Origin of the sequence: Cloacibacterium normanense, assembly GCF_002943105.1 — a bacterium.
Taxonomy (GTDB): domain Bacteria; phylum Bacteroidota; class Bacteroidia; order Flavobacteriales; family Weeksellaceae; genus Cloacibacterium.
The window spans coordinates 187,062-201,687 of record NZ_PTPZ01000001.1 but is presented as its reverse complement, the minus strand read 5'-3'; the positions used below and the strand labels follow the sequence as shown (position 1 = coordinate 201,687).

The window sequence follows — 14,626 nt, the reverse complement described above, 5'->3', positions numbered from 1 at the left end:
ATGAAGAAAATACAAATACATCAAAATGCAATCGCTCAACTTTGTAAAAAATACAATGTTGAAAAATTATATGTATTTGGTTCTATTCTTACAGAAAAATTTAATGACAATAGTGATATAGATTTTATCGTAAAATTCCATCAATTAGATTTATCAAAATATGCAGACAATTATTTTGATTTAAAATTTTCATTAGAAGAAATATTGAAAAGAGAAATAGATCTATTGGAAGAAAAATCCATTAAAAACCCATATTTTCTTGAAGTAGTTAATCATCAAAAGCAGTTAATATATGGATAAGGAAATAAAAGTTTGGCTCTTTGATATTCTAAATTCAATTTTAGAAATTGAGAGTTTTGTAGATTTTGAAGAAACCAATTTTCAAGATTATTCTTCAGACGTTAAAACCAAACGTGCGGTAGAAAGAAATTTAGAAATAATAGGAGAAGCAGTAAATAGAATTTCTAAAAAAGATGAAAATTTAGAAATTACTGATAAAAGAAAAATTATAAGTGTAAGAAATAGAATAATTCATGGATATGATCAAGTCTCAGATGAATTAATTTGGTCTATTATTACACAGTATTTACCTGTTTTAGAAAAAGAAGTTAGACAATATTTAAACGAATAACAAATTTATGGACATAAAAAAAGAATTCAGAGATTTCTCTGTAAAACATTTAGGAAATAGCGGATTAGCAACTGACCAATACATGGGAATTTTTAACCCAACCAATCTTACTCCTTACATTATGGAAGAACGTAGAATGAACGTAGCACAAATGGACGTTTTTTCACGTCTCATGATGGATAGAATCATCTTCTTAGGAACAGGGATTGATGACCAAGTTGCCAATATTGTAACCGCTCAGTTATTATTTTTAGAAAGTTCAGACCCTTCTAAAGACATTCAGATTTACATCAATTCTCCTGGTGGTAGCGTTTACGCGGGATTAGGAATTTATGACACCATGCAAATCATCAAACCAGATGTAGCTACTATTTGTACAGGTATGGCTGCAAGTATGGGCGCTGTTTTATTAGTTGCTGGTGAAAAAGGAAAACGTTCTGCGCTTAAACATTCTAGAGTGATGATTCACCAACCAAGTGGTGGTGCTCAAGGTGTGGCAAGTGATATGGAAATCAACCTAAGAGAGATGCTAAAACTTAAAAAAGAGTTGTATGACATTATTTCTGCACATTCTGGTCAGTCTTACGAATGGGTAGAAAAAGCATCAGACCGTGATTATTGGATGACTTCTTACGAAGCCAAAGAATACGGAATGGTAGACGAAGTTTTAGAGAAAAAATAAAATTTTCCGAAATTTTTTAAAATATAGAGAACGTGCTTTTTAGTGCGTTCTTTTTTTATGGCAATTTTTGCAAATTTCCCATCGCAAAATCCATTTCAAAAATTTGCAAAACCAGGCTGTCCGTTGCAATTCCTCGTCTCGTCTTTCAGACGAGACTGCGGGATTTACACTTCCATCCTTATTGCAAGACTTCGTTACAAATTCACTATTTTTACCAAAAATTTAAGATTTTACCCAAAATGAAAGTTATCCAAATAAAAGCCAAAGATTTTTTTGAATTTATAAAACTGAAAGACACTTCTATGTGGGAAATTTTCTCCCAAATGATAGACGGAGAAGAAAAAGAAATCATCTTCCTAGACGAAGAAGAAAAAATACTTTTCAATTACATTCTTCCCCCAAATTTAGAAAAATTAGAAGAAGACCGAAAAACCTTTGCCAAAGAATACGCAGATAAAATCTCTAATTTGAATTAAAATTAGAAGGATTCCTCAATTGTTTTTCTTGTTTCAGCTACATCATGAACTCTCAAAATTTTTGCACCTTTTTCTAGAACTTTTCGGTGTAGTATTTGGGTTTCTTCACCAATCTCAAGCGGTTTTTTATTCAGAGGTTTATAAATGAAAGATTTTCTGGAAATTCCTATCAAAAGTGGAAACCTTCCGAAACCTAAATGCTCTACTTCTTCAATCATTTTATACTGATCTTCCACCGTTTTTCCAAAACCAAAACCTGGGTCTAAAATAATATCATGAATTCCCAATTTTTGCAATTCATTGATTTTTTCCGAAAAATAATAATTCACACTCATGGTAATATCCTCGTAGCGAATTTTTTCGTGCATGGTAGCATAAGAAGTATTGCTGTGCATCAAAATATAGGGAAGTTTGGTTTCGGCAACTGTTGGCAATAAATTTTCATCAAAATCACCTCCAGAAATATCATTCACCACATCCATTCCTTCATTATAACCAAATTTTACCACTTCTGCATAAAAAGTATCAATAGAAATCAAAGCCTCTGGAAATTCTTTTTTGATTAAAGAAATCATATTGCCTATTCTTCTTATTTCTTCTTCTGCAGAGAGAAATTCCGCATTCGGACGAGTAGATTGCGCTCCAATATCAATAAAATCTGCTCCATCTTTAAGCATTTTATCTACCTGAAGAAGTGCTGATTTTTCATTGTTAAACTTTCCACCATCCGAAAAAGAATCTGGAGTAAGATTAAGAATTCCCATAATTTTGGGAGTGTTTAAATCTACTAATCTACCACTGCAATTGATAGAAAAGTTAGTATGTTGAATGCTTGATGCAGGAATGTTCATTTTGCAAATTTATAGAATTTCTTGGTCTAAATTTATTCAAATACGTTTGAAACCACTATTTTTGTTGAATGCAAAAAACCATTTCCATTGTAGTCGCAATTTTCAATAGAAAAGACGAATTATTCGAGCTTTTGAACTCTCTTATTGCTCAAACCGATAAAGATTTTGAAGTCATCATCGTAGATGATGGTTCGTTCGTAGATTTATTGCCTACTGTGGAAACTTTTAAGGAAATGTTGAACATTCAATATTTCAAAAAAGCGAATTCTGGACCTGGTTTATCGAGAAATTACGGAGCAAATCGTGCCAAAAATGATTGGTTGGTTTTCGTAGATTCTGACGTCATTGTAGAAAAAGATTACATAGAAAATATCAAAAAAAATCTAGAAAAAACAGATTGTGCAGCTTTTGGTGGCGCTGATAAAGCGCACAAAGGTTTCAATCTTTTACAAAAAGCCATCTCCTACTCTTTGACTTCGGTTTTCACTACTGGTGGAATTAGAGGAAGTAAAAAAGCAGTGACTAGATTTCAGCCAAGAAGCTTTAATATGGGTGTAAATAAAGAAATTTTCCTAAAAATTGGAGGTTTCTCTGAAATGCGAATCGGCGAAGATCCGGATTTATCGATGACGATTTGGGAAAACGGTTACCAAACTGCTTTTTTTGATGACATTGGCGTGTATCACAAACGCAGAACAGATTTAGGAAAATTCTCTAAACAAGTGTATCAATTTGGTTGTGCGAGACCTATTCTGAACCAGAGACATCCTGATTATGTGAAACCTACTTTTTGGTTTCCTACTTTGTTTTTATTGGGTTATGTTGCTGGAATTTTAGAATATTTCCTTTTACAAAAAGGTTTTGTTTTGGCATGTTACGGTTTTTATACTTTGGTCATTTTTCTACATGCTTTGTATTTGACTAAAAACATTGCTATTGCTGCACAAGCGATTATTACCACTTACATTCAGATGTTTTCTTACGGTTACGGATTTTTAGAATCTTGGGTTAAGCTCAATGTATTGAAAATGAAACCAGAAGATGCATTCCCGAAACATTTTCATCAAAAATGATTTTTGACACTTCTTCGGATTCTAAAATTTTTATCCCTACCTTTGATTCCCTTTTTAAAAATTAAAGTATGGATATTATCTCTTATATCAAAAAAGTTCCAAAAGCAGAATTACACTTGCATATCGAAGGAAGTTTCGAACCAGAATTGATGTTTGAAATCGCTCAAAGAAACCAGGTTAAAATTCCCTATAACAGTGTGGAAGAAGTGAAAAAAGCCTATCAATTTAACTGTCTTCAAGATTTTCTAGATATTTATTACGCAGGAGCAAGTGTTTTGCTCTACGAACAAGATTTCTATGATTTGACAATGGCTTATTTCAAGCATTGTGCAGAAGAAAACGTAGTACACACCGAAATTATGTTTGACCCTCAAACACACACGAAAAGAGGTGTTTCTTTTGAAACCGTAATTTCTGGAATTAAGAGAGCTCAAGATGATGCAGAGAAAAATTTCGGGATTACTTCTTATTTGATTATGAGCTATTTAAGACATTTATCAGAAGAAGACGCTTTCGAAACTTTAGAGCAATCATTGCCTTATAAACATTTGATTAAAGCGGTAGGATTAGATTCTTCGGAGAAAGGAAATCCACCTTCTAAATTTCAAAAAGTTTTTGCGGCTTCAGTGAAAGAAGGTTATAAAATTGTAGCTCATGCTGGTGAAGAAGGACCAGCAGAATATGTTTGGGAAGCGCTAGATTTATTAAAAATCGACAGAATAGACCACGGAAATAATAGTTTAACGGATGAAAAATTGGTGAATTATTTAGTGGAAAACAAAATGGCTTTAACGGTTTGTCCGCTTTCTAACACTGCTCTTCGAGTGGTAGATGATCTGAAACAGCATCCGATAAAAAAAATAATTGATTTAGGAATAAAAGCTACGGTAAATTCTGATGATCCGGCTTATTTTGGAGGTTATATAACTAAAAATTACACTGAAATTATTGAAGCCCTAGATTTATCATTAGAAGATGTAAAAACATTGGTCAGCAATTCATTTGAGTATTCATTCTTAGACGAAGAAACTAAAAAGAAATACTTGCAATTGGTTCATGAGAATTAAGAAAAATATTTCATAAAATCTGATATAAAAATTCCAGCGAAGTCTTTCGTTGGATTTTTTTTCTAGTAAATGATAAAGTTTTTGATAAATTTGCAATATGAGTTGGTTCAAAGAATGGTTTAACACGCCTTATTATCATATTCTCTACAAAGACAGAGATTTTGTAGAAGCAGAAAATTTCATTAGAAATCTTACCCAAGATTTACAACTTTCTAAAGATTCCAAAATCATTGATTTAGCTTGTGGCAAAGGCAGACATTCTGTTTTTTTGCAACAATTAGGCTATGAAGTTTTAGGAGTAGATTTGTCCGAAGAAAGCATAGAACACAATAAACAGTTTGAAACCTCATCGACTGAAACTCCAAAATTGACATTTGAAGTTCACGACATGAGAAATGAACTTTATCCCAATGTTAGTTCTGAAAAAGTAAATGCAGTTTTCAATTTATTCACCAGTTTTGGGTATTTTGATGATGATGAAGATGACAGAAAAGTATTTTCTTCGGTAAAAAATGTTTTACAGATCGATGGAATTTTCGTTTTGGATTTTCTCAATGAAAAATTTGTGAAAAACACTTTGGTTGATGAAACTACTGTAACCAAAGATGGAATAGATTTTCTCATCAAAAAAAGAATAGAAGAAAAACATATCATCAAAGATATTTTCTTTGAAGATAAAGGAGAGTCCTTTCATTATTTCGAAAAAGTAAAACTTCATACTTTAGAAGAAATAAAAAAAATCGCCGAAAGTTTCGGTTTTGAAGCGGTAAAAATCTGGGGAAATTATCAGTTAGAAGATTTTGAAAGAGAAACTTCACCGAGATGTATTTTCCAGTTCAGAGTTAAAAATTAAAATTTATAAAAGCTGAAAGCATTTTGCTGAAAGCCAAAAAGCAAAGAACATGATTATTATTCTATTGATCTTAAGCGTTATCATTGGTGTTTTTCTGGGGAAATATTTCGGAAAGAGCCAATCATTTGCTAAAAATTTACTGATTCTAAGTGCTGGTTTTTTGATTACGGTTTGCGTAAGCGAAGTTTTTCCAGAAGTCTATGAAGCAGATGACCATAATATTGGAATTTGGATTATTGGTGGCGTTTTATTGCAAATGATTTTAGAAAGTCTTACCAAAGGTTTCGAACATGGGCATTTTCATCATCACCACGAAGAAAAAAACATTTTGCCTATTGCTTTGATGGCAGGAATGTTTGTGCACGCGTTTTTAGAAGGAATTCCTTTAGCCAATATTACAGATGTAACTTCTCCTTATTTATTGGGAATTGTGTTCCATAATTTACCAATTTCATTTATTCTCGGAACATTTTTATTGAGAGAAAAAAATAATATTTTTTCTTGGTTTATCATTGCCTTATTTGCATTAGCATCACCATTAGGAATGGTTTTTGGCGATTATTTTAATCCAGAATGGCAACCTTATTTCTTGGCATTAGTTGGCGGAATTTTCTTACATATCTCATCAGTGATTATTTTCGAAAGCAATAAAAATCACAAAATGGATTGGCAAAAACTTTTTTTAGTGATTGCTGGAGTTGGACTAGCGTTAGTAAATCATTTGTTTCACGCTCATCATTAAAAAATAGATTTTAAATAAAAACAAAAACTCCCGAAATTTCGGGAGTTTTTTATGTTTTAAAAGGAAAGATTTTTAGAATTTCCAGCCTAATGTAAGCGTTACATTGTTCTTAACATCTTCTAATTTAGAAGTAAAAGTATTAGGATTATTCGTAAAGAATTCTACATCTCCGTTATTTGCTAAACTGTAATAATTACCATCTCCGTAAACATTGGTAGAATTGGTGGTAATCTTATTATAAGCTGCATCAATATAGAATGATTTAAAATCAAATCCGAATCCTACACCTAAAGTTTCTCTTTTTCCTACGTACAAATCATCAAAATTTGCTCTCTTCTCGAATGGTGAATTAGAAATTCCGTAACCACCTCTTAATCTGAAGTTGTTATAACGGTATTCACCTCCTACTCTAAGTTCTGATAAATTCTTGTATTCAGATTGAAAGAAATCATTCAGTTGAGTTTCTGCAGGACCTTGAACTTTATATTTCGGCTTGGTTAAACCTAATGAATAGTCTACGTTGAGCGCGAAATTCTTATTCATTACAAAAGCTCCACTCAAAGTCGCTTTCATAGGTGAAGTGAATTTTCTGTCTTCATCATAATAATCAAAGTAATAACCTAAATTATCTTCGTTTACTTCGCTGTAAGTTCTGTATTGAGTCCACCAAGTTGGTGATTCAATAGACGCTCCTAATCGTATATTATTATTAATTTTTCCAATAATACCCGCAGAAACCGAGAATCCATTAGAATCTTCAGTGTAAGGCGTTCCTTGTTTATTTAAAACGTAGCTGTTATTATTGTCTACATCTAGTGCGAGTCTAGAAGAATCGTATTGCTCAATCGTAGCTCCTTTGAAATTAAGGGAACCTCCTACATAGAATTTATTATCATAATTACCACCAAAAGCGATGTTCATATTGGTAAGATTTCCCGTTCTGTCATAAGCATGACCTAGAGAAGTAAAAGTTCCTGTAACAGGATTTCCATTGGTATCTACCAAATTGCTATCTTGAAATTTATAGCTAGAATTGGCTGGCGTTTCTATGTATTCTTCTAAATTTTGATTGGTATAATTCACTCCAAAATTTATAAATTTCCAAGGTGTGTTTCCACTTGTTGCAAAAACGGCTACCCCACCTAATTGACCTAAATCTGCATTGTTTAATTTATATGAGTTTGCAACATTAGAAAATGAAGATGTGGTTTTAGAATTATTAACTGCTAAAGTTCCACTGACATTTCCTGTGATGAAAACTCCCACACTTGCAGGATTGGTATTGATTGCAGAAAGATCTCCTCCTAAAGCTCCCATAGAGCCTGCCATTGCATTAAATTTAGCAGAGCCAGTCAATGGATTTGCGGAATAAATATCTACAGAATTTCTGATAATCGAAACATCTTGCGCTTGAAGATAAAATGCAGATGCTATACTTAATATTGTTAAAGATTTTTTAAACATTTTTTCAAAAAATTATAGTTTATTATTTCTTATCTAAAACCTCCTGATCTGAAACCTCCTCCAGAACTTGAGCTTCCGCTAGAGCTACCTCCAGATCTGAAACCGCCGCCAGAATTAGAACTTCCTCCCCAATCATTTCTTCTTGGCTCTTGTCTTGGAGCTTCGTATTGTCTTGGTTCTTGTCTTGGAGCACTTCTAAATCTTGAAGGATTAGAATTTTGTGGTGGCTGAGTCATATTTGGATTAGTATTTCTAGGTGGTGTAGTTCTAAATCCAGAGTTATTAGAATTATTGGTATTCATTCTATTGTTAAAACTTCTGTTATTAGAATTTTGGAAACCATTTCCTCTGGTAATGGCATCAGCTCCACTTCTCTTATAATTATTTCTTGGATAATAATAACCTCCATAATAGTAAGGATTATATCCATAGTAACCTCCATAATAAGGAGAATAATATCCATACCAAGGATTATAATAACCGTAACCACCATAACCAAAGTAAGGATCCCAATAAGGATTCCAGCCCCAATTGTTCCAACCCCAGTTATTCCAACCGAAACCAATTCCTATATTCCAGCCATTTCCCCAACCGTAATAAGGCGAATAATATCCGTAAGGATTCCAACCCCAAGTATTATAATTGTTATAATAGATGTTTTGTTCTGTTCCTGCGTAAGTTCCCCAGTCAGATTCTGTTCCGTTCCAAGTTTGATATTTGTTTTTTTGAGCCGCTTGGTTTTGTTGATTTTGCTCTATAATACTAGCAGAATCAGACTCATAAGCATATACTTCATCCACTTGATTAGGTTCTGGCATTACAATACCTTCTGGTATCACATCTTTATTAGGGTCATAATACACCCCATCAGTTTCTGTGTAACCTCCCATTTGAGAGCCACATGAAACCAAAAGCAAACCAGTTGCAACCCCTAGAACACCTTTTGTTCTAAGAATTTCTGATAAGTTTTTATAAGTAGAATTTTTCATGATAGATGTAATTAAGTTTATTTATCTTTGCAAAATATTAATACCAAAATTATACCAATATACTCGGTATTTATATTTTTCATCAAAAATACAATATAACATTAGATATTCTCAAAATTAAAAAGTTAAATTTTAATAAAAAATGGCAAAATTAACAACAAGGAGTGAAGATTATAGCAAATGGTATAACGAACTTGTAGTAAAAGCAGACCTTGCTGAAAACTCAGGTGTAAGAGGAAGCATGGTGATTAAACCCTACGGTTATGCAATTTGGGAAAAAATTCAAGCAGAATTAGACAAAAAATTCAAAGAAACTGGTCACCAAAACGCTTACTTCCCACTCTTTGTCCCGAAAAGCTTATTTGAAGCTGAAGAAAAAAATGCAGAAGGATTTGCCAAAGAATGTGCTGTAGTAACTCACTACAGACTAAAAACAGACCCAAACAATCCGCATAAATTAATCGTAGACCCAGAAGCAAAATTAGAAGAAGAACTGATTGTTCGTCCAACTTCTGAAGCAATAATCTGGAACACCTATAAATCTTGGATTCAATCATATAGAGATTTACCAATTCTTATCAATCAATGGGCAAATGTTGTTCGTTGGGAAATGAGAACCAGACTTTTCTTAAGAACTTCTGAATTCCTTTGGCAAGAAGGTCACACTGCTCATGCCACTAAAGATGAAGCCATCGAGGAGACTGAAAAAATGCTAGAAGTCTATGCTGATGTGGTAGAAAATTTCATGGCGATTCCTGTAATCAAAGGTTTTAAAACACCTACAGAAAGATTTGCAGGTGCAGATGAAACGTATTGTATCGAAGCGATGATGCAAGACGGAAAAGCACTTCAAGCAGGAACTTCTCACTTCTTAGGACAAAATTTCGCGAAAGCTTTTGATGTAAAATTCACCAATAGAGAAGGAAAACAAGAATTTGCTTGGGCTACTTCTTGGGGCGTTTCTACCAGATTAATGGGAGCCTTGATTATGACACATTCAGATGATTTTGGTTTGGTACTTCCTCCGAAATTGGCTCCAATTCAGGTGGTAATTGTTCCTATTTTCAAAGGAGAAGAGCAATTGGCTCAAATTTCTGTGGTAGCTAATGACATTTTTGACAAATTAAAAGCAAAAGGAATTTCTGTAAAATATGACGACAGAACGGAGTACAAACCAGGCTGGAAATTTGCAGAATATGAATTAAAAGGAGTTCCATTAAGAATTGCAATGGGCGCTAGAGATTTAGAAAATAACACCGTAGAAATTGCAAGAAGAGATAACTTAACCAAAGAAGTTCGTTCGTTAGAAAACATCGAAGATTACATTGAAGAGCTATTGGTTACCGTTCAAAATGATATCTACAAAAAAGCAGAAACGTATAGAAACGAACACATTACCAAAGTAGATTCTTACGAAGAATTCAAAAAAGTGTTAGAAGAAAAAGGAGGTTTCATTGCTGCACATTGGGACGGAACTGCTGAAGAAGAAGAGCAAATCAAAGAAGAAACCAAAGCTACCATCAGATGTATTCCTCTAGATGCAGAAGAAGAGCAAGGAATTTCTTTGATTACAGGAAAACCTTCTAACAAAAGAGTTCTTTTTGCAAAGTCCTATTAAAATTTCAAATAGAAGATTAATTTCTCATCATATTTTTTAAGAATTAACGAAGTAAAGGAAAAAATTTTTAACTTTAACTTCGTTAATTTTTTATACCAACACCATGTCACTCATTGACCTTATAAAACACCAATTAAACCCCGAATTAATTTCCGAAGCCGCTATTCAGTTAGGAGAAAGCGAATCAAACGTTTCAAAAGCTTTAGGAAGTCTTTTTCCAGCGGTTTTAGGAGTTTTTGCCCAAGATTCTAAACAAGATGATGTCATCAACGCACTTCTTAAAACTTCATCTCTCGATTTCTCTGAAAATCTACTCGAAAAAGCAGGAAATAGTCCAGAAATAGAGAATATTATTTCTAAAATTTTAGGAGAAAAAAGTGAACACATCCTTTATCATGTCTCTGAGTATGCTAACATCAATAAGTCTTCGGCTGAAAATCTTTTAAAAGTTGCAACTGCTGCCACACTCCAAGGAATAAAAAAATGTGCACATGAAAACGGATTAGATAACCAAGGAATTCTTTCAAAATTAGCAGAAAACAGATGCTTAATTCCCGCTTTATTACCAGCAGGAATGTCTTTAGAGCATTTAGGTTTAGAAAATTTACTAGAAAAAAATACTGAAACTCCGGTTGAAACATCTGCTCCCATTACTCATAAAACCAAAGAAGAAGTTAAAATCTTACATCAAGAAAACTCAGAAAAAAGTTCTTTCTGGAAATGGCTTCTTCCCTTACTTGTTCTTGGTATTGTTGCTTGGTTTTTATGGAACCAATTAGCTCAAAAAGAAGTTCTTAAAACTAAAACCGCAACAGAAAACGTTACTATAATTCCAGAACCTATTCCAACTGATTCTTTATCAGATGCTCAGAAAAAAATTGAGTTCAAGGGAAATTCTCTGCAAGTGGTTTCTGATGGTTTAGAAGATAGAATGATTACATTTTTAAAAACAGACAATTATAAAAATGCTAAAGATGACGATGCGTTAAAATCTACTTGGTATGAATTTGACCAAGTAACTTTTGCTTCTGGGAAATCAGACCAATTAACATCTGGAACAGAACAAATTGCTAATCTTATTAAAATTTTAAAAGCGTATCCCGAAGTAAAAATTAAAATCGGTGCTTACACTGATAAATCTGGAACAGAAACTGAAAATTTAGCACTTTCTCAAGCAAGAGCAGACTTTATAAAAAATGAATTGACTAAAGCTGGCTTAGAAAAACAAATTGTAAATGCAGAAGGTTACGGAAGTAAATTTGCTATTTTACCTGCTACTGCAACTGATGAAGAAAGAGGCATCGACAGAAAAATAGCATTAAGATTTGCCAAATAATTTTCAAAATAACTACCTCAATTACAGACGCTTAGAAAATTTTCTAAGCGTTTTTTTTATATTTATTTTCAGAATAAGAAATATTTAACTAATTTTGTTAGACTAATCTAACATTTATGAAAAAACCCTGGAGAAGAAATAATGACCAAAACTCCTTATCAGAATCTTTTGCTTCTATTCACATTCCTACTGATGGCAGTTTCTGGAAGAAACTTTTTGCATTTGCAGGTCCTGGTTTGATGGTAGCTGTAGGTTATATGGACCCAGGAAATTGGGCAACCGATATTGCAGGAGGTTCACAATTTGGTTATACTTTATTATCCGTTATTCTTTTATCCAATATTTTTGCAATTATCCTTCAACATTTATCTTTAAAACTGGGAATTGCAGCCGAAAGAGACTTAGCACAAGCTTGCAGAGACCATTTTTCGCCAACGGTAAATTTTATTTTATGGGTTTTATGCGAAATCGCCATTATTGCATGTGATTTAGCAGAAGTTATCGGTTCCGCAATTGCTTTAAATTTACTTTTCGGAATTCCGCTTTCTGTTGGGATTTTAATTACAGGAATTGATGTTTTGCTTATTTTGATGCTTCAATCCAAAGGTTTTAGGTGGCTCGAAAGTTTTGTAGCAGGACTTATTTTCGTCATTTTCGCTTGTTTCTTATACGAAATCTTGGTAAGTCAACCAGAAATCATGCCTATTTTAAGCAACCTACTTCCGAAGAAAGAAATTATTTTTAATCCATCAATGCTTTACATCGCAATCGGAATTTTAGGCGCGACAGTAATGCCTCATAATTTATATTTACATAGCAGTTTGGTACAAACCAGAGCTTACCCTAGAACTTCCGAAGGAAAGAAAATGGCGATAAAATTCGCAACCATTGACAGTACTATTTCTTTGCTTTTCGCCTTTTTTATCAATGCAGCCATTTTAATTGTTTCGGCGGCAACTTTCCATTATTCTGGTTACAAAGATGTAGCAGATATTCATGATGCCTACAAATTACTTTCGCCGATTTTGGGAACCAGTTTAGCCAGTATTTTATTTGCAGTAGCCTTATTAGCTTCTGGACAAAACTCTACACTTACAGGAACATTAGCGGGACAAATCGTGATGGAAGGTTTCCTAAATCTTAAATTAAAACCTTGGCTCAGAAGATTAATTACCAGACTTTTAGCAATCGTTCCAGCGTTTATTATCGCTATTATTTATGGCGAAAAAGGAACCACTGATTTATTGGTTTTAAGTCAAGTCATTTTATCAATGCAACTCAGTTTTGCGGTAATTCCTTTAGTCATGTTTACGAGTGATAAACTAAAAATGGGAGAATTTGTGAATAAACCTGCTTTGAAAACTCTTGCTTGGATTATTTCCATCATCATCGTGGTTCTAAATCTTTACTTACTGTATCAAACTTTTACTTCGTAATGATGAAAAAAGCAATAACAACGGTTCTTTTCGCAAATTTTTTACACGCTCAAGAAACCATACAATTGGATCGTCCAGACCAAACAGAATCTGTATATGTAGTTCCCAAAAATTATCTACAAACAGAAATGGGCTTCATGTTTGAAAAAACAGACAAAACAGAGAATCATTTTATCTCCCCACTATTCTTTGGAAATATGGATTCAATGACAAAGTAGAACTGAGAGTAATCACAGAATTCTCGCTTTCTACTACTCCAGCATCTAGCGTTTATGAGCTACAACCCGTAAGTTTAGGTTTCAAAACCAGTCTTTTAGAAGAAAAAGGAATTTTCCCAAAAGTTTCTTTTATTGGCAAAGCTGAAGTCAAAAAAAGTGAAGTTCTTCAAAGAAAAACCATAACTCCAGCATTTCGTTTCACTTTTCAAAATAATCTAAATCCCAAAACTTCTTTGGGTTACAATTTGGGAATGTTTTGGAACGAAGATTTACACGAAACCTATCTCTATACTTTAGCTCTCGGGAAAAGCATTTCGCCTAAACTGAATTATTTTGTAGAAATTTATGGCCTTGTTTCTCCAAATCAGACTGCAGATACAAGATTAAATGGTGGCTTCACTTATTTAATCAATGACAATTTTATGCTCGACACATCTTCGGGAATTGGACTTTCCGAAATTTCCGCTAAACATTTCTTTTCTTTTGGACTTTCTTATCGATTAAAGTTACAGCAGTAAAGATTTCTTCTTTTACAAAATTCTGCCAATTTTTCCTAAACTACTCTTTGGCAAAATCTTTGAAATATTGCAGTAGAAAATTCTAATGAAATGAGCGAAAACAAAGAACTACACGAAGAAAATTTAAATAAAGAAGGTCAAGAAAATCTACAAAACGAACAAAACACTACAGAAAGTGTGACAGAACAACCTACTGCAGAAGAACTTTTGGCAGAAGAAAAAGACCGTTACATTCGTTTGTATGCAGAGTTTGAAAATTATAAAAGAAGAACCTTAAAAGAAAAAATGGAGTTTGCACAATATGCAAATACCGAAATGATGATTGCTATGCTTTCTGTATTAGATGATTTCGAAAGAGCCATCAAAGAAATTGCAAAAAGCGGCAATGAATCAGACTTGAAAGGCGTAGAATTGATTTATCAAAAATTCAAAAACACACTATCAGACAAAGGTCTAAAAACGGTAGAAGTAAATGCTGGTGATGAGTTCAATGTAGATTTCCATGAAGCAATTACCTCTATTCCTGCTCCATCTGAGGAACTAAAAGGAAAAATTGTAGATGTAGTAGAAACGGGTTATCAGTTACACGATAGAGTAATTAGATTTGCAAAAGTAGTTACAGGAAACTAAAAATAGTCAAATTTACTTCGCTAGTGAATTTCAGTGAGTCAA

Annotated in this window: 17 protein-coding genes; 14 read left to right on the top strand and 3 right to left on the bottom strand. The window is 33.1% G+C overall.

What is annotated here, in order from left to right; genetic code table 11:
* The 4 genes from C3729_RS00920 (at position 1) to C3729_RS00900 (ending at position 1,789) form a co-directional block, all read left to right on the top strand.
* Complete coding sequence (locus C3729_RS00920) at positions 1 to 300, top strand: nucleotidyltransferase family protein (RefSeq protein WP_069798032.1); 300 nt, start codon at positions 1 to 3, stop codon at positions 298 to 300.
* Positions 293 to 631 (top strand): DUF86 domain-containing protein, encoded by a 339-nt coding sequence (locus C3729_RS00915; RefSeq protein WP_104792418.1) that lies wholly within the window; start codon positions 293 to 295, stop codon positions 629 to 631. The genes C3729_RS00920 and C3729_RS00915 overlap by 8 nt, the downstream gene beginning before the upstream one ends.
* Before the next feature lie 7 nt (positions 632 to 638).
* Positions 639 to 1,313, top strand: a complete 675-nt coding sequence (clpP, locus tag C3729_RS00910; protein WP_069798035.1) for an ATP-dependent Clp endopeptidase proteolytic subunit ClpP — start codon at positions 639 to 641, stop codon at positions 1,311 to 1,313.
* A 239-nt stretch (positions 1,314 to 1,552) separates the two neighbouring features.
* Positions 1,553 to 1,789: a hypothetical protein gene (locus C3729_RS00900; protein WP_104792416.1), complete on the top strand. Its 237-nt coding sequence runs from the start codon at positions 1,553 to 1,555 to the stop codon at positions 1,787 to 1,789.
* A 2-nt stretch (positions 1,790 to 1,791) separates the two neighbouring features.
* Here the strand turns inward: C3729_RS00900 and folP are convergent, their stop codons facing one another.
* Entirely contained in the window at positions 1,792 to 2,553 is a 762-nt protein-coding gene (folP, locus tag C3729_RS00895) for a dihydropteroate synthase (protein WP_104792780.1), read from the bottom strand.
* A 155-nt stretch (positions 2,554 to 2,708) separates the two neighbouring features.
* On the opposite strand from folP, the gene C3729_RS00890 reads away from it, so the two are divergent.
* The 4 genes from C3729_RS00890 (at position 2,709) to C3729_RS00875 (ending at position 6,375) form a co-directional block, all read left to right on the top strand.
* A complete protein-coding gene (locus C3729_RS00890; RefSeq protein ID WP_104792415.1) occupies positions 2,709 to 3,713 on the top strand; it encodes a glycosyltransferase in 1,005 nt (334 codons plus the stop codon).
* Positions 3,714 to 3,781: 68 nt separating this feature from the next.
* Positions 3,782 to 4,780, top strand: a complete 999-nt coding sequence (locus C3729_RS00885) for an adenosine deaminase (RefSeq protein ID WP_104792414.1) — start codon at positions 3,782 to 3,784, stop codon at positions 4,778 to 4,780.
* Positions 4,781 to 4,877: 97 nt separating this feature from the next.
* Positions 4,878 to 5,633, top strand: coding sequence for a class I SAM-dependent methyltransferase (locus tag C3729_RS00880; RefSeq protein ID WP_104792413.1), 756 nt, complete (start codon positions 4,878 to 4,880; stop codon positions 5,631 to 5,633).
* 49 nt (positions 5,634 to 5,682) lie between these two features.
* Complete coding sequence (locus tag C3729_RS00875; RefSeq protein ID WP_104792412.1) at positions 5,683 to 6,375, top strand: ZIP family metal transporter; 693 nt, start codon at positions 5,683 to 5,685, stop codon at positions 6,373 to 6,375.
* 72 nt (positions 6,376 to 6,447) lie between these two features.
* Here C3729_RS00875 and C3729_RS00870 read toward each other — a convergent pair whose 3' ends face one another.
* Positions 6,448 to 7,839, bottom strand: coding sequence for an OmpP1/FadL family transporter (locus C3729_RS00870; protein WP_104792411.1), 1,392 nt, complete (start codon positions 7,837 to 7,839; stop codon positions 6,448 to 6,450).
* A gap of 29 nt (positions 7,840 to 7,868) precedes the next feature.
* Positions 7,869 to 8,828, bottom strand: coding sequence for a hypothetical protein (locus C3729_RS00865; protein ID WP_104792410.1), 960 nt, complete (start codon positions 8,826 to 8,828; stop codon positions 7,869 to 7,871).
* Positions 8,829 to 8,970: 142 nt separating this feature from the next.
* On the opposite strand from C3729_RS00865, the gene proS reads away from it, so the two are divergent.
* The 6 genes from proS to C3729_RS00835 all read left to right on the top strand — a co-directional run bounded on the left by proS (position 8,971) and on the right by C3729_RS00835 (position 14,584).
* Positions 8,971 to 10,446: a proline--tRNA ligase gene (gene proS / locus C3729_RS00860; protein WP_104792409.1), complete on the top strand. Its 1,476-nt coding sequence runs from the start codon at positions 8,971 to 8,973 to the stop codon at positions 10,444 to 10,446.
* 103 nt (positions 10,447 to 10,549) lie between these two features.
* Positions 10,550 to 11,782 (top strand): OmpA family protein, encoded by a 1,233-nt coding sequence (locus C3729_RS00855; protein WP_104792408.1) that lies wholly within the window; start codon positions 10,550 to 10,552, stop codon positions 11,780 to 11,782.
* 116 nt (positions 11,783 to 11,898) lie between these two features.
* On the top strand, positions 11,899 to 13,218 hold the full coding sequence (locus C3729_RS00850; RefSeq protein WP_104792407.1) for an Nramp family divalent metal transporter: 1,320 nt from the start codon (positions 11,899 to 11,901) through the stop codon (positions 13,216 to 13,218).
* Positions 13,218 to 13,436 carry a hypothetical protein gene (locus C3729_RS00845; RefSeq protein WP_165785694.1) on the top strand — a complete coding sequence of 73 codons (219 nt, stop codon included), beginning with the start codon at positions 13,218 to 13,220 and terminating at the stop codon, positions 13,434 to 13,436. Before C3729_RS00850 ends, C3729_RS00845 begins: the two co-directional genes overlap by 1 nt.
* Positions 13,403 to 13,954, top strand: a complete 552-nt coding sequence (locus C3729_RS00840) for a transporter (RefSeq protein ID WP_104792405.1) — start codon at positions 13,403 to 13,405, stop codon at positions 13,952 to 13,954. The genes C3729_RS00845 and C3729_RS00840 overlap by 34 nt, the downstream gene beginning before the upstream one ends.
* Before the next feature lie 90 nt (positions 13,955 to 14,044).
* Positions 14,045 to 14,584: a nucleotide exchange factor GrpE gene (locus C3729_RS00835; RefSeq protein ID WP_104792404.1), complete on the top strand. Its 540-nt coding sequence runs from the start codon at positions 14,045 to 14,047 to the stop codon at positions 14,582 to 14,584.
* Positions 14,585 to 14,626: the final 42 nt, after the last annotated feature.